We start from the raw sequence: 20042 nt of genomic DNA on the forward strand, positions 1-20042 counted from the left end.
TCTAGCCTGGCGCCGGCTTTCCGGCCTGCCGCGTTCGGCCTTCGGCACGGCGCTCGCCCATGCCGGGCTCGGCGTCACCGTGCTTGGCATCGTTGCGGTGACGACCTTCCAGAGCGAGCACGTCATCGAGATGAAGCCGGGCGAGGTGACGGAGGCGGGCGGCTACAGCCTGCACTTCGACGGCATGCAGCCAGGGACCGGACCGAACTATACCGAAGACCGCGGCCACTTCACCATCCGCCGTGCCGGCGTTGTGGTTGCCGATACCTGGTCGGCCAAGCGCCTTTATACCGCCCGGCAGATGCCGACGACGGAGGCCGGCATCCTGACCTTCGGACTGAGCCAGCTCTATGTCTCTTTGGGTGATACCACCAAGGACGGCGGCATCGTCGTACGCATCTGGTGGAAGCCCTTCATTCTCTGCATCTGGGGCGGCGCGGTGTTCATGGCCTTCGGCGGCCTCGTCTCGCTCAGCGACCGGCGCTTGCGTGTCGGCGCCCCGCGCCGCAAGGCGAAGCCGGCAAGGCCGGCAGCTCCCGCAATGGAGCCGGCGGAATGATGCGGCGTCTGCTCCTGGCTTTTGCTTTGCTGCTGATGGCCGCCCCCACCTTTGCCGTCAATCCGGACGAGGTGTTGGCCGATCCGGCGCTCGAGGCGCGGGCCCGCGCGCTTTCAGCGGAACTGCGCTGCATGGTCTGCCAGAACCAGTCGATCGACGATTCCAACGCCGATCTGGCCAAGGATCTGCGCCTGCTGGTGCGCGAGCGCATCACCGATGGCGACAGCGACGAGGCGGTGCTGAACTATATCGTCTCGCGCTATGGCGAGTTCGTGCTGCTGAAGCCGCGTGTCGGCATGAAGACGGTGCTGCTCTGGGGCGCACCGGTGCTGCTGGTGCTGGCCGGCGGGCTGTCACTGCTGGTCTTTGCGCGCAAGAGGGCGGGCAAGCCGACCGGCAGCAAGCTAACGGCGGACGAGCAGGCGCGGCTGAGCGAGCTTCTGAAAAAATAACCGGCCAGCCGGCAACTCCCCAGCGTGACTTGTGCGCCGCGGCGGGTGATGCGCAATCAACTGGAAAATTGTGAGGCTTGGGCGAGCTGATCAGACCGGGACCAGTCCGTGGCGGAGCATGATCTCATTGGCCTTCGCGAGGTCCGGTTTGCCGGGCACGTTCACCACCTCGGCAATTTCCTCGAAATAACGCCGTCCAATTGTACCCGGAGTGATGGTCGCCAAGACCTTGGCTGCGCCATCATGCAGGTTCTCGTGATGGTGCACCGCCCCTCGCGGAATGAATATGGCGTCGCCGGCGCGAATCTCGTGCGTTTGCCCGTCGACGATGACAGTGAGCGCGCCTTCAAGGCCGTAGAGGAATTCGTCAGCATCCCGATGACTGTGCGGAGCGGGGACGCGCGCCCGAGATGGCACTGTGAATTCAAACACCGTCGCGCCGACTTCACAGATGAGAAAACGCAGTTCGAGTTGCCCGATCCGCACAATATCGTTTCGTACCGCTTCCATCCAAGGTCCCCACAATGTAAAGTAACTTTACATCAAAACGTAAAGTGACTTTACATATATGTCAATCCCATTGTCCCCGGATTCAATTCCCGACGCATTGCCCGGTCCGCCGTTCTTCGGCGCGCTGCTGCGCGTTGTCTGGCAGCATGTGCGCGACCGTATGCTGCAAGCCATTCACGAGGCGGGGTTTGTTGACTTCCAGGAGACGCATTTTGCCGTGTTCTCGTTTCCGCTGCCGGATGGCATGAGACCGTCCGAGCTCGCGCGTCAGAAGCGGATGTCGCGACAAGCTGTGAACTATCTGCTCAGCCAGCTTGAAGACCTGGGCTATGTCGAGCGTCGTGCAGCCGACGGCAGCGATCGCCGACTGGTCTATCTGACGCCACGGGGACATGAAGTAGTCGCAGCCATTTTCGGATGTCTTCGGCAGTTGCATGAGCAATGGTCCAAAGAGGTTGGAAAGGAGCGCTTCGATGACTTCGTGGATGTGCTGAAGCAGCTGTCGACCAAAGCACAAGAACCGACAAACCGCTGAAAACTCAACTTTGCGACGGTGGTAAGGACTGTCTCAGAATGGTTCGAGAACCGTACCTCTGAAGGTGAGCCGGCCTGAAAGCATAAATATTAGCCGACCGAAGTCCACGGGAATTGAAGGCCGCTTCCGCAAAGGAGCGCGTGTAGCGCAGTCTACCTGAGCCGGAGCCGCCGCGGGTGAAGGCCCATATACGTTCGGCCGTTTGCCAAACATTGCAAACATTACCAACTTTTCATTGGCCGGACAGTTCGCAGTAAGGTGCGGCGTCCTATATCTTTACTCATCGACTGATCCGGCATCGCCGGCTCTGAGAACTAAGAACAAGAGAAGGTGCTCCAATGCTCAAGAATTTCAACGGACGTCCGTCCCTCGCCACTGTGCTCAAGGCTTCTACCGTCGCCGGTATCGCAGCCGCTGTGCTCGCAACCGGCGTTCCGCTCGAAATCACCCGGTCTTATGCTGAAGCTGTCAAAGTTCAGGCGCCCGCCGTTCCGAGCTTCGCCAATGTCGTCGACGCCGTTTCACCGGCTGTCGTTTCCGTCCGGGTCGAAAATCGCGTCAATCCCGTCTCCGACAACAACAATGACGGCTTCTCCTTCGATTTCAACGGCCGCGGCTTCGACGACCTTCCCGACGATCATCCGCTGAAGCGGTTCTTCAAGCAGTTCGGTCAGGATCCGAATGATCAGCAGGGCCATCCCAGGCGCTTCGGCCAGAACGGACCGAATGGTGGTCCGAATGGTCCGGGCGGCAAGGGCCGCCTCCGCCCAGTGGCCCAAGGCTCCGGCTTCTTCATCTCCGAGGACGGCTACATCGTCACCAACAATCACGTCGTTTCCGATGGTCAGGCCTTCGTCGCGGTCATGAATGACGGCACCGAACTCGATGCCAAGCTGATCGGCAAGGATCCGCGCACCGATCTCGCCGTGCTGAAGGTTGACGGCAAGGGCAAGAAGTTCACCTACGTCAACTGGGCCGACGACAACAATGTCCGCGTCGGCGACTGGGTCGTTGCCGTCGGCAATCCCTTCGGCCTCGGCGGCACGGTCACAGCCGGCATCGTCTCGGCTCGCGGTCGCGATATCGGCTCCGGTCCTTATGACGATTATCTGCAGGTGGATGCCGCCGTGAACCGCGGCAACTCCGGCGGTCCGACCTTCAACCTCAGCGGTGAGGTCGTCGGCATCAACACTGCGATCTTCTCGCCGTCGGGCGGCAGCGTCGGCATCGCCTTCGCCATTCCTGCCTCGACCGCCAAGGATGTCGTCGCCGATCTGATGAAGGACGGCCAGGTCTCGCGCGGCTGGCTGGGTGTCCAGATCCAGCCGGTGACCAAGGACATCGCCGAATCCATCGGCCTTTCCGAGCCGAGCGGCGCCCTCGTCGTCGCCCCGCAGGCCGGTTCACCGGGTGACAAGGCCGGCATGAAGGCTGGCGACGTCGTCACCGCGCTGAATGGTGAGACGATCAAGGATGCCCGTGATCTCAGCCGCCGCATCGGCGCGATGCAGCCGGGCAGCAAGGTCGAGCTTTCGGTCTGGCGTGCTGGCAAGGCCCAGCCTCTCACCGTCGAACTCGGCACGCTGCCGGTCGACCAGAAGGATGCGTCCGCCGATGACAACAGCCAGCCGCAGCAGCCCGAGGCGCCGGCTTCCGAGAAGGCGCTTGCCGATCTCGGCCTGACGGTCGGTCCGTCCGATGACGGCAAGGGCCTGGCGATCACCGCCATCGACCCGGACTCCGACGCCGCCGACAAGGGCATCAAGGAAGGCGAAAAGATCACTTCGGTCAACAACCAGGAGGTCTCCAGCCCCGACGAGGTCGTCAAGGTGTTGAACCAGGCCAAGAAGGACGGTCGCACCCGCGCGCTCTTCCAGATCCAGTCCAACGAAGGAAGCCGTTTCGTCGCGCTTCCGATCAACGGCCAGGGCTGATCCTCAAGACAACGGGAGCCGTGCGGACGAAAGTCCGCGCGGCTCGATTCTTCTGACCTTTGAAGGATGATCGCCATGAGCGCCGCCCCGCAGGAAGATGCTTTGAGCCTTGCCGAAACGCAGCCGGTGGGTAATGTCGGCCGCATGAAGATTCTCATCATCGAAGATGATCTCGAAGCCGCGGTCTACCTTACGAAAGCCTTTCGCGAGGCGGGCATCGTCGCCGATCACGCCAGCGACGGCGAGAGCGGTCTGTTCATGGGGTCGGAAAATACCTATGACGTCATCGTCATCGACCGCATGCTGCCGCGCCGCGACGGGCTCTCCGTCATCAGTGAGTTGCGCCGCAAGGCCATCCATACGCCGGTCCTCATCCTCTCCGCGCTGGGCCAGGTTGATGACCGCGTGACCGGCCTTCGTGCCGGCGGTGACGATTATCTGCCGAAGCCTTATGCCTTCAGCGAGTTGCTGGCGCGCGTCGAGGTGCTCGGCCGTCGCAAGGGCACGCCGGATCAGGACGTCGTCTATCGCGTCGGCGATCTCGAACTCGATCGGCTCTCCCACGAGGTGCGCCGCAGCGGCAAGGAGATCCCGCTGCAGCCGCGCGAATTCCGCCTGCTCGAATATCTGATGAAGAATGCCGGCCAGGTGGTGACCCGCACCATGCTGCTCGAAAACGTCTGGGACTACCACTTCGACCCGCAGACCAACGTCATCGACGTCCATGTCTCGCGCTTGCGCTCGAAGATCGAGAAGGACTACAGCCAGCCGCTGCTGAAGACCATTCGCGGCGCGGGGTACATGATCAAGGATGAGGGATGAGCCGTTTCAAGGTTCTCTTCAAGTCCACCGCAGTCCGCCTTTCGGCACTCTACATCCTGCTTTTCGCCATCTGCGCCGCGACGCTCGTCTTCTATGTGACGGCGATGTCGGAACGGCTGCTGACGGGCCAGATCCGCGACGCCGTCAGGCAGGAGGTGGAGCAGGTGCAGCGCGCCTTTGACACCGGCGGCATGAACCTCCTGCTGCGCACGATGGAGCGGCGTGCCCGCCAGCCGGGCGCCAATCTCTACATCATCGCCGGTCCCTCGGGCGATATTCTCGCCGGCAACGTCGCCTCGGTGCAGCCGGGTGTCTTCGAGGAGATCGGCTGGACCTCCGCGCCCTTCATCTATCAGCGTTATACCGACAGTGGCGTCGAGCGCCGCCACAGGGCGATCGCCAATATCTTCGTGCTCGACAACGGCCTGCGAATATTAATCGGCCGCGACCTCGGCGACCCCGAGCGTTTCCGTCTGCTGGTGCGCCAGGCGCTGATGGTAGCCTTGGCGATCATGGGGCTTGGCGCCATCATCATCTGGTTCGCCATCGGCCGCAACGCGCTGAAACGCATCGACCGCATGTCGGATGCCAGCAAGAAGATCATGGCCGGCGATCTGTCGCAGCGCCTGCCTGTGGGCGGATCGGGCGATGAATTCGACCGGTTGTCGATGTCTTTGAATACCATGCTGGAGCGCATCGAGAAGCTGAACGAGGGCCTGCGGCAAGTCTCCGACAACATCGCCCATGATCTCAAGACGCCGCTGACGCGGCTGCGCAACAAGGCGGCCGATGCGCTCGATATCGCCGATGGCGAGACGCGGCGCACCGCGCTCGAAGGCATCATCTCCGAATCGGACCAACTGATCCGCACCTTCAACGCGTTGTTGATGATCTCCCGCGTCGAGGCCGGATCGGTCGCGGCCGAGATGTCGCCGGTGGAGCTTTCGACCATCGTCTCCGATAGCGCCGAGCTTTACGAACCGGCGGCGGAGGAGGCCGGGCTCGGCCTCAGCTTCAGCATCGAGCCTGATGTCGAGGTCCAGGGCAATCGCGAGCTGATCGGCCAGGCAATCTTCAACCTGCTCGACAATGCCATCAAATATTCCTCTAACACGGAAGGAGCGGGCAAGGTGTCACTGAAGCTTGCCCGCCGCCCGGATGGCATCTGCCTTTCGGTCGCCGACCATGGGCCGGGCGTTCCGGCCGACAGGCGCGACGACGTGGTGAAGCGCTTCGTCCGCCTCGATGAAAGCCGGTCGAAGCCCGGCACAGGGCTCGGGCTTTCGCTGGTGGAGGCCGTGATGGAGCTGCACAACGGCCGGTTGGAACTCTCCGATACCGATCCTGACAAGCCCGAACAGCGCGGATTGACCGTCAGCATGATCTTCCCGGCCAAGGCTGCCTGATGCCTCGATGCCGATGATCGGCTGAATCGCGTATTGGCGGTTTTCCGCCAAGACCCTAGTTTAATGCCGGTCAGGGAGGCGTTCCCGCGATTCTGCGGGGTCGTTTCCCTAGGCGCTAAAGCAGGGAGAGTGCATGCTGACGAAATCGACGCATGGTCTGAAGGATGTCGCCGAAGGGCTGCTGCGTCCGCTGAACCAGACGGAGTTGAAGCTGGCACTGGCCGACCTTCAGGAGGCCGGCAAGAGCGAACCGTCAGTGGCTGCGATGCTGAAGACGGAGAGCCCGCTTCGCGATTTCATCGCGGCCGTGCTGACGCTGTCGCCTTATCTGCGTGAAATCGTCAATCTCGATCCCGCCATCCTCGCTGGCGCCGTCACTGAACCGCTGGAGCCGCAGATCGAGGCGCTGGTCGCCGAGGCGCGGCGCTGCTGGCAAAGGGACGGCGAGGGGGCGGCGCCTTCGGAATCCGTGGTGATGAGCAGGCTGCGCATCATCAAGCGCAAGGTGGCCTTCCTCGTCGCACTCGCAGATCTCGCACGCATCTTCGACGGGCGGGCGACGACGGCCTGGCTGAGCGAGCTTGCCGAAGCTTCGGTTGCCGCCGCGATCGACCATCTGCTGCTGGCGGCGCACGAGGGTGGAAAGCTGCGGCTGCGGGATCTGGCAGCACCGAGCGACGGCTCCGGGCTGATCGTGCTCGGCATGGGCAAACTCGGCGCGTCGGAACTCAACTATTCCTCCGATATCGACCTCGTCGTCGTCTTTGACGAACAGGCGGGCATCGTGCCTGACCCGGATGACGCGATCGAGGTCTTCCCGAGGATGATGCGCCGGTTGGTGCGCATCCTGCAGGAGCGGACAGCGGACGGCTACGTCTTCCGCACCGATCTCAGATTGCGCCCCGATCCCGGTTCGACGCCGCTGGCGATCCCGGTCGATGCGGCGATGATCTATTACGAGGGCAGGGGGCAGAACTGGGAGCGGGCGGCCTTCATCAAGGCGCGCGCCGTTGCCGGCGACCTGGCGGCGGGCGGCGATTTCCTGCGCGGGCTCGCCCCTTTCGTCTTCCGCAAATATCTCGATTACGCGGCGATTGCCGATATCCATTCGATCAAGCGGCAGATCCACGCGCATAAGGGCCATGGTGCGATCGCGGTCAAGGGCCATAACGTCAAGCTCGGCCGCGGCGGCATTCGGGAGATCGAATTCTTCGTCCAGACCCAGCAACTGATCGCCGGCGGTCGCATGCCGGCATTGCGCGGTCGGGCGACGGAGGAGACGCTCGGTGAACTCACCAAGGCGAAATGGATCGACGCGGAAACCCGTGACGAACTGACGGAGGCCTACTGGTTCCTGCGCGATGTCGAGCATCGCATCCAGATGGTGCGCGACGAGCAGACCCACCTGCTGCCGGAAACCGATGCCGACCTGAAGCGCATCGCGTTCATGATGGGCTTTTCCGACACGCCGAGCTTCTCAGAACGGCTGGTCGGCGTGCTGAAGACGGTCGAGCGGCGTTATGCCCACCTCTTCGAACAGGAGAGCAGGCTTTCCACCGATACCGGAAACCTCGTCTTCACCGGCCAGGGTGACGATCCGGACACGCTGGAGACCTTGAAGAAACTCGGCTTCAACAGGCCGTCCGACATTTCCCGCATCATCCGCACCTGGCACTACGGCCGCTACCGCGCCACGCAATCGGTCGAGGCGCGTGAAAGGCTGACGGAGCTGGCGCCGGAGCTCCTGCGGGTCTTCGGCGAAAGCAAGCGCGCCGACGAGGCGCTGCTGCGCTTCGACAGCTTCATCTCCGGTCTTCCCTCCGGCATCCAGCTCTTCTCGCTGCTCGGCAGCAACCCGGCGCTGCTGTCGCTGATCGTCAACATCATGTCCTCAGCACCCCGGCTTGCCGAGGTGATCGCCGCCAAGCCGCATGTCTTCGATGGCATGCTCGATCCCGGGCTGATGGCAGAGCTGCCGACCCGTGATTATCTCGGCGAACGGCTGAAGGGCTCGCTTGCCCAGGCCCGCCACTATGAAGAGGTGCTCGACCGGCTGCGCATCTTCGCCGCCGAGCAGCGCTTCCTGATCGGCATCCGCCTGCTCACCGGCGCGATCAACGGCCAGATGGCGGCGCGCGCCTTCACCCATCTCGCCGACCTCATCATCGCAGCGGCACTCGATGCCGTGATCGGCGAGATGCGGGCCGCGCACGGCGACTATCCCGGCGGGCGCATCGCGGTCGCCGGCATGGGCAAGCTCGGCAGTTTCGAACTGACGGCCGGTTCCGACATCGATCTGATCCTGCTCTATGATTATGATGACACGGCCTCCGAATCCGATGGGCCGAAGCCGCTCGACGCGACCCGTTACTTCACCCGCATCACCCAGAGGCTGATGGCCGCCTTGTCGGCGCCGACCGCCGAAGGTGTGCTCTATGAGGTCGACATGCGGCTGCGCCCATCCGGCAACAAGGGGCCGGTCGCCACCCGTATCAATGCCTTCGGCAAGTATCAGCGCGAAGAGGCATGGACCTGGGAGCATATGGCGCTCAGCCGCGCCCGGCTGATCTGCGGCAATGAGAGCCTGATCGCCGAAGCGGAACTGATCGTCCGGGAGGTGCTGTCGGCCGATCGCGACATTGCCAAGGTGGCGCATGACGTCGCCGAGATGCGCGAACTGATCGACAAGGAAAAGCCGCCGGGCGGTCCATGGGACCTGAAGCAGATCCCCGGCGGCGTCATCGATCTCGAATTCATCGCCCAGTACCTGGCGCTGATCGCTCCGTCCAAAGGTGTCGGCACGCCCGTGAACGGGCTTAGCACTGGCGAGGCCTTGAAGGCCCTTGGCGACCGGTTGATGGCGCCGGCAGATCTCGATACCTGCCTTGAGGCCTTTGCGCTCTATACCGGTCTTTCGCAGTTGATCCGCCTCTGCATTGACGGCCTATTCGATCCCAAGGACGCGCCATCAGGCCTCGTTGAACTCGTCTACCGCGCCGGCGATTGCCCTGATATCAAGACGCTGGAGGGGGAGGTGAAGCGGCTGGCAAAAGCGGTCAGGAAGATATTCCTGAGCATCGTGAAGGCCTGACGGATGTCGTCGCGGAAATATGCAGAGATTGTCCGCGCAGCAATCGCCTGACTGACCGACTTCTCCTATGTTGCCGTTTCAATCGCGGGGAATGGAAAATGAAAACCTTCAATTTTGCACTGGCGCCTGAAAGACTCTGGCAGGCCATCAATCCGTGGACATTTTATCAGCAGGGATCACAGATCGGCTTCGTCAACATTGATCTTGGATCGACGCCGGCGCCCGAAACGGAACAAACGATTCTGGACGAGGTGGGGAGCTATGGTCGGCAGATCGGCCGCATTGGCGATGCGCTTGAGGTGCTGCTGAAACATGTTCCGTTGGAGAACCTTTCACAAGAGGAACAAGACGCCTTGGTCGTACTCAAAGGCCAGCTTGCCGAGATTCGGCAGATAAAGGAAAGGCAGGGGCGAAAGCAGTCCCAGGGTCGCTCGGAAAATCGATGAACGATTTGAAAAGCCAATTGCTAGACGTCGTCCGGAATCCGCAGCGAGATCACCGTACCCACGGCCTCGCGTGAGCGGATCTTCATGCGACCGCCATGCAGTGAGGTCAGCGAGCGGGAAATGGCGAGGCCGAGGCCGGAGCCGCCTTTGCTCTTGGCATACTGGTTCTGCACCTGTTCGAAGGGCTGGCCGATCTTCGCAAGCGCCGAGCGTGGAATGCCGATGCCGGTATCGGCGATGGTGACGACGACGAAGCCGTCGACGCGGCGCGTACGCACCGCGATGCGGCCGCCGCTGTTGGTGAACTTCACCGCATTGGAGAGCAGGTTGAGCAGCACCTGTTTCATCGCCCGGCGGTCGGCCGTCAGCGTCAAGCCGGAGCAGATGCGCTGTTCGATGACGATGTTCTTTTCAGCCGCCGGAATGGCGGTGAAACGCAGGCTTTCCTCGATCAGAGGCACAAGATCGATGCGCTCGCAATGCAGTCTGACGTGGCCGGCCTCGATCTTCGACATGTCGAGAATGTCGTTGATGACGTTGAGCAGATGTTTGCCGCTGTCATGGATATCGCGGGCATATTCGTCGTATTTCAGCGAGCCAAGCGGCCCGAACATCTGGTTCTGCAGGATTTCCGAGAAGCCGAGGATGGCGTTGAGCGGCGTGCGCAGTTCATGCGACATGTTGGCGAGGAATTCCGATTTCGCCTTGTTGGCGGCTTCGGCGCGTTCCTTCTCCGCCTGATAGTTGGCGTTGGCCGTCGAGAGCTCGGCTTTCTGGCTCTCCAGCGTCTGGCGCGAAGCGGAAAGATCGCCGATCGTTGCCATCAGCCGGCGTTCGGATTCGCGCAGCCGCTCCTGATGGCGTTTCATCAGCGTGATGTCGGTTCCGACGGACACCCTGCCACCGTCGCGGGTGCGCCGCTCGTTGATTTGCAGCCAGCGCTCGTCGGCAAGCTGTACTTCCGTCGTCCGCGAATAGCCGGAGCCGTCGGCATCGGAAATCCGCCGCTCGATGACCGGACGGGCGGCGGCGGCATTGACGGTCGAGCGCTCGGTGCCGGGCACAAGCACGCTGTCCGGCAGGCCATAGGCCTGCTGGAAATGCGTGTTGCACATGACGAGGCGATCGTTCTTGTCCCAGAGCACGAAGGCTTCCGAGGTGCATTCGATGGCGTCGGCCAGGCGCTGGTCGGCTTCTGCGTAGCGCTGGGCGAGCCGATGCTGTTCAGTCACGTCCATGGCGATGCCGATCAGGTGCATGCGGCCGGAATTGCTGCGGATCACCTGGGCGCGGGCCCGCATCCAGACATAGTGGCCGCCGGCATGGCGCATGCGGAAGATCTGATCGACCTGGCCGGAAGCGCCCTTGCCGATGGCGCGCGCGATCTCGTAGAGCCCGCCGTCATCGGGATGCATCAGCCGGGCGGCTTCGCCGAAGCCCATCGTCTTGTCGGAGCCCGGCAGGCCGAGCATGTCGTACATCGAGCGCGACCAGAAGAATTCGCGGTTCTCGAAATCGAAATCCCAGAGGCCGCAGCGGCCGCGCGACAGCGCCGTCTCGACGCGCAGGTTCGATTCCAGGAAGATGTCGTCGGCATCGCGGGCGCGCTTCACCTGCGTGTAATAGGCATAGAGGATGACGAGCAGGATCGAGGAGATGCCGGCAAACAGCGTGACGTTGAGCGCCAGCTCCTCGCGCCAGAGCCGGCCGATCTCGTCGAGCGAGGTGGCGGCGACGACATAACCGCCGGCATTGCCCACCAGCGTGATCTCGGCATAATGCGGCACGCCGCCGATCGTCGTTTCGATGACGCCGGCGCGATCGCCGAAGCGCCGGATCGCCGAGACTTCGGGGAAGAAATCACCGACATTGCTGCCCACATGCGAAAGCCCGGCGGTGGTCGCGGCAAAAACCTTGCCGCTTGCCTGCACGAGCAGCACGAAGGCGCCGCTGTCGAGCCGGTCCTGTGGGAGGAATTTGGCGAGGCGGGCCTGCGCCTCGGTCATATCGCCGTTGTCGAAAATGTCGGCCGCATCGGCAAACACGGCAGAGGCGGTCGCCGCCGAAAGGGCGGTGGCATGGCGCGCCGAGGCCTCCAGGCGCCCGTACTCGCTCATCATGCCGAAGAAATGCGAGGCGGCGACGACGAAGAGGAAGGCGACGATCAGCGCCGGAATGGCTCGCTTCAAGACCAGCTCGGCCTTCGGCAGATAACGGAGAAGTGGTTCCGATCTCGCATGACCGGAAAGGCTGTCGCGCCAGGCTTTCAGCCCGTCAAAATCGACACGCAGCCGTCCTTCGGCCACGGTTGCCCGCCGCACGTCCATCATCTCTTCGCCTTGTCCCTCGTGTGATTCGCGCGCCGCTCGCTCGAACCTGACCTAGAGAATCATGGGTGATTCGCCTTGTCCAGAGGCAAAGGTAAAAATCCGTTAACTATTTATAATTTCGAGTTTTTCCAGGTGATTCGACGTGCTGGGCGACCGGCCGCCGAATTTTTCGGGACGGCCGGTCGAAGCAAATCACCCTTTAAGTGTGCGCTCGACGATATCGCGCACGTCGGTCGAAAGAGCGGCGGCCCGCTCGATCTCGATGAGGGCCGAGCGGGCGTGATCGGCACGCGTCGGTTCCAGCGAGCGCCAGGAGCGCATCGAGGTGAGGATGCGGGCGGCAAGCTGCGGGTTGCGCTGGTCGATATCGAGAATCTGCTCGGCGAGGAAACGATAGCCTTCGCCGTCGGCGCGGCCGAATCCGGTCGGATTGGCAAAGGCGAAGGTGCCGACCAGTGCCCGCATCCGGTTGGGATTGGTCCGCTTGAAGAGCGGATCGTCCATCAGGCCGCGGACACGGCCCAGGGTCTTTGCACCCGGAATGCCGGCCTGGATCGCTAACCATTTGTCGATGACGAGCGCATTTTCCGCGAAGCGGTCACGGAAGGTGGCGAGCGCCTCGCGCGTCTCGGCGCTATCGGGGAAACGATGGGCGAGGATCGTCAGCGCATGGCTGAGATCGGTCATGTTGTTGGCCGCATCGAAGGCGGACTTGGCGCGCGCCGGCGTCTGTTCGGCATGTGAGAGATAGGTGAGGGCGGTATTGCGCAGCGCGCGCAGGCCGGCGCTCTTCGCATCCGGGCTGAAATCGCCTGATGCCGTCATCGCCGCGTAGAGGCCGGTAAAGACGTCCTTTCCAGTATCGGCGATCTGTTTCAGGATCGCCTGCCGGCCGGCATGGATGGCATCGGGATCGTTGTTGCCGCCGAGTTCGCGGGCGATATCGGATTCGCTCGGCAGAGCCAGTGCCTGGGCACGGAAGGCAGGCTCGAGGCTCTCGTCGGCGGCGGCCGCGATCAGCGTCTCGACGAAGGTCGCCTCGCTGACAACAGGCTTGCCCTCGCGGGCGTCACGAGCCGCTTTCAGGAGGTTCGGCAGCGCCAGATCGGTCAGCGCCTGCCAGCGGGCGAAATGATCGGTCTCATGGCGCGCGAGGCGGGCGAGATCGGCTGGGCTCTGATCGAAATGCAGGTTGATCGGCGCCGAGAAGCTGCGGTTGATCGAAACGACCGGCCGCGTGCCAATGCCATGGAACACGGCCGTCTGTGTGCGGCCAGTGAGATGCAGCACCTCGCCGGTATATTCCGCGCCGTCGACCGCAGTCGGTTCGATCTTGCCGCCGTTTTCGCCAAACAGCGCGAGGCTGAGCGGAATATGCATCGGCTCCTTGCTCGGTTGGCCGGGCGTTGCCGGGATCATCTGTTCGAGCGACAGGGTGAAGCTGCTGGCCGCCGCATCATAGCTGCCCGATGCGGTGACGAGCGGCGTGCCGGCCTGATGGTACCAGAGCGAGAATTGGCTGAGGTCGCGCCCGCTTGCATCTTCGAAGCATTTGACGAAATCCTCGATCGTCACGGCCTGGCCGTCGTGGCGGTCGAAATAGAGGTCCATGCCTTTCTTGAAGCCGTCCTTGCCGAGCAGTGTCGCGATCATGCGCGTAACTTCGCTGCCCTTTTCGTAGACGGTCGTCGTGTAGAAATTATTGATCTCGCGATATTTCGTCGGCCGCACCGGGTGAGCGAGCGGGCCGCCATCTTCCGGGAACTGCTCCGATTTCAGGTGGCGCACTTCGGCGATGCGCTTGACGGCGCGCGAGCGCTGGTCGGACGAGAATTCGTGGTCGCGATAGACCGTCAGGCCTTCCTTGAGGCACAGCTGGAACCAGTCGCGGCAGGTGATGCGGTTGCCGGTCCAGTTGTGGAAATATTCATGCGCGATGATCGCCTCGATATTGGCATAGTCGGCATCGGTCGCGATCTCGGGATCGGCAAGGACGTATTTGTCGTTGAAGACGTTGAGGCCCTTGTTCTCCATCGCGCCCATGTTGAAATCCGAGACGGCGACGATCATGAAGATATCGAGGTCGTATTCGCGGCCGAACCTCTCTTCATCCCACTTCATCGAGCGTTTCAGCGCGTCCATGGCATAGGCTGCGCGCGGCTCTTTGCCGTGCTCGACATAGATCTTCAGCACCACCTCGCGGCCGGACATGGTCGTGAACGTGTCTTCGACGACGCCGAGATCGCCGGCGACGAGCGCGAAGAGATAGCTCGGCTTCGGATGCGGATCGAACCAGGCGGCGAAATGTTTGCCGGGGCCGTAGCCGGCGCCGCCGAGGAAGTTGCCGTTCGACAAAAGCAGCGGGTTGGCGTCCTTGTCGGCAATGATGTTGACAGTGAACGGCGCAAGCACGTCGGGCCGGTCGGGGAAATAGGTGATGCGGCGGAACCCCTCCGCCTCGCACTGCGTGCAGTAGATGCCGCCGGTGCGGTAAAGGCCCATCAGCTTGGTATTGGCCTCAGGATTGATGATGGTGGTGATTGTCAATTCGAAGGGCGCGCTCTCCGGCAGGTCGCGCACCGTCAGGCTTTCCGGTGTTGCGTCGTAACGCGAAGGGTCCAGCTCCACCTGGTCGAACAGCAGCCCCGACAACGTCAGTTCGTCGCCGTCGAGAACGATCGGCGCTGTCGGATCGGCGCCCGGGCGACGATGAAAGATCAGACGCGCCTCGACCTTTGTCTCCGTCGGGTCGAGTTCGAAAGTGAGGTCCACGCGTTCCAGCACGAAGTCGGTGGGACGGTAATCTGCCAGATGAATGACCTGGCCGGTATCTGTTCGCATGGTGTTTCCTGAAGACCGTTATTGGACAACCGCGGAATACAGAGGCGGGCGCACTCTGCCATAAATTTTGCCGGGCATGATTACATTAAAGTCTGAACTAAACTTAAAGCAAATTGCCCGCGAACGCCAAGTTCGCGGGCAAAATATCTTATTGGCAACGGATGAACACGGCCACAGGGAGATGGGCACTACTTCAGATTGAGTGCCGCCTTGATCGTCGCGTCGTTTTCCGTCTGCTGCACGACGACGCCGTACCAGCCGAGCCCGTCGTAATCCTCGTAGCCGAGGGTGCGCGCGAAGGCGACGATCGAGCCGTTATTGTCGTAGTAGCTGCCTTTCGCCTGGCCGGACGGGTTGGCGAGCGCGAAATGGGAAAAGAGCAAGGTGGGATTGGTGGTGGCGATGACCCGGCTCTTGCCGTCGAGCAGCATGACAGTCGTTCTTTCCGCCAACTGCGGCGGCAGGTTGGCCTCCTTCTCGACGATCGCCTGGCCCTGGTTCTGCCAGTCGAAATAGACGCCGAGCGTGCCGATCAGCCGCCCGTCGAGCTTGCCCCCTTCGCGGATGCCTGTGGCATAAACGAGCGCATGCCTGTTGTCGTGCAGCGGGCTCGCTTTGACGTCGTCAACGATATACGCGTCGCCGGAGGAGCAGGCCGACGCCGTCCGGAACCACGGATCGCCGGCAAGGCTCGTGCCTGCGATCTTGCGCTGGAACTTGGGATTGGCGGATGCGATCACCTTGCCCGAGAGATCGGTCATGACGAGATCGAGATAGACGGTGTAGAAGCGGTTGATGGCGCCGAGACGCTCCGCCGCAAAGGCTACGGTTTCCCGGCCCGGTTCCTGCAGTGCCTGCCAGAGTGCCGGGTCCGTCGCCCACCAGCGCACATCGGCCGTGCGTTCGAAAAGGTTGCGGACGATGAGCTGCACCAGTGTCTGCGCCAGATCGGTAAGGCGAACGCCCTCCATCTCCTCGACCAGCGAATCCGCCATGGCGCGGCTGAGGCCGATGCGGCCAAGCACGTTGCTCTCGAACCTGCCGGTAATGTCGGTTGCAATCTGCGCCAGCCGCTGCACCTCGTTGGCAACGACAGCGAAGCCCTTTCCGGTCTCGCCGGCTCTGGCTGCCTCGATCAGCGCATTGATCGCCAGCAGCTTAATCTGCTTGACGATATTGGTGTTGTCGGCGCTGAAGCGCTCGAGATCGGTGCTGATGCCGTCCGTGACGACGCGCATGGACCGCGGTGTCGCATTCTGCGACTGGGCAATGGTTTCGGCGCTAAGCGGCTTCATCAAAAGGATCCTGGAAGGAGCGGGCAATTGTTTGTGTGGTGAAGAAAATTTCGAGATCAGCGATAAAAAACGATGCTTGCCTATGGTTTTCAATTGGTTAACGGCTGGCCCCGCGAGATGAACATTTTCGGGGTGAATCGCTGAAAACGAGAAATTTCAGAGCGGTGGCGCATAAGCAGCACGGTTGAGCCTGCCGCTGACGGCGTTTCTGTGATTCTCTGATGTTGCTTGCGGTTTTTTCGCCAATCGGTTTTTTCTTTCGCTACGATGGGAGACGTCACCCGCTGCGTTCCCGAGTCGAACGCGTCCCCCCGTTCCGCTTGAGCAGTATTAAGAGCCAGGATCATGCACTCGGTTCTCAGAAACCCGATGAGAGGCATTGCGCTGAAAGTCTCGTCGGTCGTGGTCTTCCTGGCCATGCAGACCTTCATCAAGCTGGCCGGCTCAGACATCCCGCCCGGTCAGGTCACCTTCTGCAGGTCGTTCTTCGCGCTCTTCCCGATCATGGCCTATCTCGCCTATAACAGGCAGCTGCGCGCCGCCTTCTACACGGCCAACCCAATCGGTCACCTGAAGCGCGGCACGATCGGCATCTTGTCGATGGCTTTCGGTTTCTATGGCCTGCTGCATCTGCCGCTGCCGGAGGCGATCGCGCTCGGCTACGCGTTGCCGCTCGTCGCCGTCATCTTCGCTGCCGTTTTTCTCGGCGAGACCGTGCGCATCTATCGCTGGAGCGCCGTCCTGGTCGGCATCGTCGGCGTCGCCATCGTTTCCTGGCCGAAACTCACGCTGTTTCGCGACGGCGGCATGGAAGCAGAACAGGCCGTCGGCGCACTCTGCGTGCTGCTCTCGGCCGTTCTCGGCGGCATGGCGATGATCCAGGTGCGCCGCCTCGTCGAGGAAGAGAAGACGGCGACGATCGTGCTGTATTTCTCGATCACCGCCTCGGTCTTCTCGCTGGCTTCTGTTCCCTTCGGCTGGCTCATCCTGCCATGGCCGACAGCGCTCTGTCTGATCGCCGCCGGTTTTTGCGGCGGCGTCGCGCAGATCCTGCTGACGGAAAGTTACCGCCATGCCGACGTCTCCACCATCGCGCCGTTCGAATATACGTCGATCCTGCTCGGCGGTATCGTCGCCTATTTTGTCTTCGGCGACGTGCCGAGCGTTACCATGCTGATTGGCACCGTCATCGTCATCGCCGCCGGCATCTTCATCATCTTTCGCGAGCATCAGTTGGGCATCGAGCAGAGAGAGGCGCGCAAGGCCACGACGCCGCAAGCCTGACGCGGCAAGCGTATGATATAGAAGGTTTTAACGCGGCGATTGCGGTGGGTTGAAACTTGCGCTCACAGGGTGAAAAGAATGGTGAATTCTTGGGATACCGCCGGCCTGTGGAATATGATTGTTGAACATGAGAGAGTATCATTTATTCCAAGCTGTGCATGTCTGAATGGCCGCTGATGCCGGAGGGGCTCTGGGTGTCGTTGCTCCGAACGCTGGCCGGCGAGCGGAGGTGGAGAAAAGCATAATGGCATTCACAGCGGAGCAATTGGTGGGGAACTCTTCCTTTCTGATGAGCATTCGCTTTTTGGCTGGGCAGATGCGCGGCATGTTTGATGCTGGTCCGCGGTTGGCGCGACTGCTCGCCTCGCATCAGCGCTGGCTTCTGACCCAGACTGCCTATGCCCTCCACCTGGAATATGATCCGCGCGACCCGACGTCGGGTTTCACCGCCGTGCGGCTGACCGGGCGCATCACCGCGCACAAGGTGGCGAGCCGCAACACCGTGCTCGCCTTCATCGAGGAACTCTATACCTACCGCTTCATAACTCACACGCCCGGCGACGAGCGGCGGCGGCCACGTCATTTCGAACCGGCCGACGTCAGCCATCAGGGGATGTTTGCCTGGATTTTCTCCAATCTCGGCGCCCTCGACCTGCTCGACGGCGGTCAAAGGGCAGTGTTTTTTCAGGCAAATCCATCACTGATGCGGCTCATTCAGCCGCGCATTGCCCGCCATTGCCTCGAAGATGCCGCCTGGCGCGAACCGCCGGAGCAGGTGGCGCTGTTCCTCTGGACGGAAGCCGGCGGCCTCGTCGTCGACAACTTCATCGCCCGGATGGATTTGGAAAGCAGCGAGCCGGGGAGGCTGTCTGTCGGCCGTGTCGAAACCCGTGCGCTCGCTGCCGATTTCATGATGTCGCGCACCCATCTGCAGCGGCTGCTGGCAAAAGCGGCGCAACGCGGCTGCGTCGGCTGGTATGACGAGCCGCGCAAGACGCACCTATGGATATCGCGGGATTTCGTCGAGGAATATTGCGCTTGGCAGGCGGTCAAGTTCGCCTATGTCGACGAAGCCTTCGAATGGGCGAAGGCCCAGATCGACGAGATGGCCATCTGATTAGAGCAATTCCAGTAAAAGTGCGCAGTGGTTTTGCGTCCGGAATGCGCGAAAACAAGGAGATAGAGCATTTCCGTGACTCGGAAAAACGGAATTGCTCTAGAGAACGATCGCCGCTGTACCTGCGCCATTGCGCGTTCCGGCATCGGCCGGCTTGACCGAAAGCTCGCGCTCATATTCCCGCGCGGCGCAGACGGCAACGCGGATATGCTCGAATGTTTCGATGTTGCGCAGAAGCGATATCAGGATCGTCGACATGTTGGGGTACTCTTGAGACGAAGGGCAGGCGAAGCGCCTACAGCGCTGCGCGTCTTTTAAGACGCGCAAAGGACGCTGCGACACGTTGAATTCCTGCTCAATATTGCTGGAAGTCCGAAAAAATGGCGTTCGGGCGCGCCGTGCGGCTGTTGATGCCGGTGCCGCGGGCAATCATCTGTTCGTTCGTGGCAAAGCCGAAACGGCTGTAGCCTTGAGTGGAACGAACCTGGTCGCCGGCGAGGCGAAGGGTTTCAAACCCGCTATGGATAGGACGAAAACGCTTGTTCATGGCCTTGGTTCCTGTGATTCCTCCCAAGACACAGCTGATATTGCGATGCAACATAGATTCCGCAATGCATCACGGCGGGATGCAGCCATGCGAAAATCGCATAGATTGATTCACAAATTATTCAACTTTGGCTAATTTCTAAGCAAAGAGAGGGACTTAAGCTTCGCTTGAAAGGCGAGCAGGTCATTCCAGGCCAGCCGCTTGTTTACAGGTGCGGTTAACAGATCCTGCGGATGCAGGCTGGCTATGGCAGGAATGACACAGTCCGCAACGCCAATCTCTTTCCAATGGCCGCGCAGGCCGTGAATCGTATCGCTTTCGCCGAAGAAGAAGCGCGCCGAAAAATTGCCCAGCAGCAGGATCGCCTTGGGTTCGGCAAGCGCGATCTGCCGCTCGATGAAGGGGCGGCAGATGTCCATTTCCGCCGCCGAGGGCGCACGATTGCCAGGTGGTCGCCAGGGGATGACCTGCGTCAACAGAATGGCTGAGCGCGTCAGCCCGATCGCCGTCAGCATCTTGTCGAACAGCTGGCCGGATTTTCCCGAGAAGGGCACACCCTCGCGATCGTCTTCGGCGCTCGGCGCCGAGCCGATCACCATGATCCCGCTTTCGGCATTGCCGCTGGCAAAGATGGTCGAGCGGGCACTGTGCTTGAGGTTGCAGCCGTTGAAAGATTCGATCGCGGTCTTGAGCTCACTGAGCGATCGCGCGGTTTCGGCGACGAAGCGCGCCTGCTGCACCGCCTCGCCATCCGGGATCGCCGGTTGCGGGCTGGAAGATGCACGTTCGGCAGGCGCCGGGCGTGCCGCTGTATTCGGACGCGGCGGTACCTGGCCTGGGGCAGGGCGTTCCCCAGCGGCAGGACGTTGCGGC

At 61.9% G+C, this 20042-nt stretch carries 18 protein-coding genes; 10 read left to right on the forward strand and 8 right to left on the reverse strand.

What is annotated here, in order from left to right; genetic code table 11:
• Both MOV76_RS30930 and MOV76_RS30935 read left to right on the forward strand, forming a co-directional pair.
• On the forward strand, positions 1-559 hold a 559-nt coding region (locus MOV76_RS30930; protein WP_309506628.1), incomplete at its 5' end, for a cytochrome c-type biogenesis CcmF C-terminal domain-containing protein.
• The gene (locus MOV76_RS30935; RefSeq protein ID WP_130759517.1) at positions 556-1011 is read left to right on the forward strand and encodes a cytochrome c-type biogenesis protein; all 456 of its coding nucleotides are present in this window, start codon (positions 556-558) and stop codon (positions 1009-1011) included. The genes MOV76_RS30930 and MOV76_RS30935, both read left to right, overlap by 4 nt.
• Positions 1012-1101: 90 nt before the next feature.
• Here MOV76_RS30935 and MOV76_RS30940 read toward each other — a convergent pair whose 3' ends face one another.
• Positions 1102-1521 (reverse strand): cupin domain-containing protein, encoded by a 420-nt coding sequence (locus MOV76_RS30940; protein WP_018241312.1) that lies wholly within the window; start codon positions 1519-1521, stop codon positions 1102-1104.
• Positions 1522-1579: 58 nt separating this feature from the next.
• Here MOV76_RS30940 and MOV76_RS30945 point away from each other — a divergent pair, with 58 nt between their 5' ends.
• The 6 genes from MOV76_RS30945 (at position 1580) to MOV76_RS30970 (ending at position 9755) form a co-directional block, all read left to right on the forward strand.
• Complete coding sequence (locus MOV76_RS30945; protein ID WP_172643467.1) at positions 1580-2056, forward strand: MarR family winged helix-turn-helix transcriptional regulator; 477 nt, start codon at positions 1580-1582, stop codon at positions 2054-2056.
• A 338-nt stretch (positions 2057-2394) separates the two neighbouring features.
• Positions 2395-3990 carry a Do family serine endopeptidase gene (locus MOV76_RS30950; RefSeq protein WP_018241314.1) on the forward strand — a complete coding sequence of 532 codons (1596 nt, stop codon included), beginning with the start codon at positions 2395-2397 and terminating at the stop codon, positions 3988-3990.
• Between the two features lie 66 nt (positions 3991-4056).
• On the forward strand, positions 4057-4812 hold the full coding sequence (locus MOV76_RS30955; protein ID WP_018241315.1) for a response regulator transcription factor: 756 nt from the start codon (positions 4057-4059) through the stop codon (positions 4810-4812).
• Entirely contained in the window at positions 4809-6218 is a 1410-nt protein-coding gene (locus MOV76_RS30960; protein WP_028733903.1) for a HAMP domain-containing sensor histidine kinase, read from the forward strand. The genes MOV76_RS30955 and MOV76_RS30960 overlap by 4 nt, the downstream gene beginning before the upstream one ends.
• 133 nt (positions 6219-6351) lie before the next feature.
• Complete coding sequence (locus MOV76_RS30965; protein WP_247265958.1) at positions 6352-9309, forward strand: bifunctional [glutamine synthetase] adenylyltransferase/[glutamine synthetase]-adenylyl-L-tyrosine phosphorylase; 2958 nt, start codon at positions 6352-6354, stop codon at positions 9307-9309.
• 98 nt (positions 9310-9407) lie between these two features.
• Positions 9408-9755: a hypothetical protein gene (locus MOV76_RS30970; protein ID WP_130759519.1), complete on the forward strand. Its 348-nt coding sequence runs from the start codon at positions 9408-9410 to the stop codon at positions 9753-9755.
• Between the two features lie 20 nt (positions 9756-9775).
• Here the strand turns inward: MOV76_RS30970 and MOV76_RS30975 are convergent, their stop codons facing one another.
• The 4 genes from MOV76_RS30975 to MOV76_RS30990 all read right to left on the reverse strand — a co-directional run bounded on the left by MOV76_RS30975 (position 9776) and on the right by MOV76_RS30990 (position 16568).
• A complete protein-coding gene (locus tag MOV76_RS30975) occupies positions 9776-12085 on the reverse strand; it encodes a PAS domain-containing sensor histidine kinase (RefSeq protein ID WP_130759520.1) in 2310 nt (769 codons plus the stop codon).
• 192 nt (positions 12086-12277) lie between these two features.
• A complete protein-coding gene (gene pepN / locus MOV76_RS30980; RefSeq protein ID WP_247265959.1) occupies positions 12278-14926 on the reverse strand; it encodes an aminopeptidase N in 2649 nt (882 codons plus the stop codon).
• 188 nt (positions 14927-15114) lie between these two features.
• Entirely contained in the window at positions 15115-16221 is a 1107-nt protein-coding gene (locus MOV76_RS40170; RefSeq protein WP_309506630.1) for a methyl-accepting chemotaxis protein, read from the reverse strand.
• An 89-nt stretch (positions 16222-16310) separates the two neighbouring features.
• Entirely contained in the window at positions 16311-16568 is a 258-nt protein-coding gene (locus MOV76_RS30990; protein ID WP_193444741.1) for a hypothetical protein, read from the reverse strand.
• Between MOV76_RS30990 and MOV76_RS30995 the strand changes: the two genes are divergently transcribed.
• Complete coding sequence (locus MOV76_RS30995; RefSeq protein ID WP_018241322.1) at positions 16567-17505, forward strand: DMT family transporter; 939 nt, start codon at positions 16567-16569, stop codon at positions 17503-17505. The two genes, MOV76_RS30990 and MOV76_RS30995, sit on opposite strands and share 2 nt — an antisense overlap.
• 244 nt (positions 17506-17749) lie before the next feature.
• Positions 17750-18622, forward strand: a complete 873-nt coding sequence (locus MOV76_RS31000) for a hypothetical protein (protein WP_026188329.1) — start codon at positions 17750-17752, stop codon at positions 18620-18622.
• Between the two features lie 99 nt (positions 18623-18721).
• Here MOV76_RS31000 and MOV76_RS31005 read toward each other — a convergent pair whose 3' ends face one another.
• From MOV76_RS31005 to MOV76_RS31015, 3 genes are all read right to left on the reverse strand, one after another.
• On the reverse strand, positions 18722-18880 hold the full coding sequence (locus MOV76_RS31005; RefSeq protein WP_017990856.1) for a hypothetical protein: 159 nt from the start codon (positions 18878-18880) through the stop codon (positions 18722-18724).
• A gap of 97 nt (positions 18881-18977) precedes the next feature.
• Positions 18978-19169: a hypothetical protein gene (locus tag MOV76_RS31010; protein WP_003546802.1), complete on the reverse strand. Its 192-nt coding sequence runs from the start codon at positions 19167-19169 to the stop codon at positions 18978-18980.
• Between the two features lie 131 nt (positions 19170-19300).
• Positions 19301-20042 (reverse strand): uracil-DNA glycosylase family protein (locus tag MOV76_RS31015; protein ID WP_247265960.1); only part of this gene is annotated, 742 nt, incomplete at its 5' end.

Origin of the sequence: Rhizobium sp. PRIMUS64 (assembly GCF_023006465.1) — a bacterium.
GTDB classification, from domain to species: Bacteria; Pseudomonadota; Alphaproteobacteria; order Rhizobiales; family Rhizobiaceae; genus Rhizobium; species Rhizobium leguminosarum.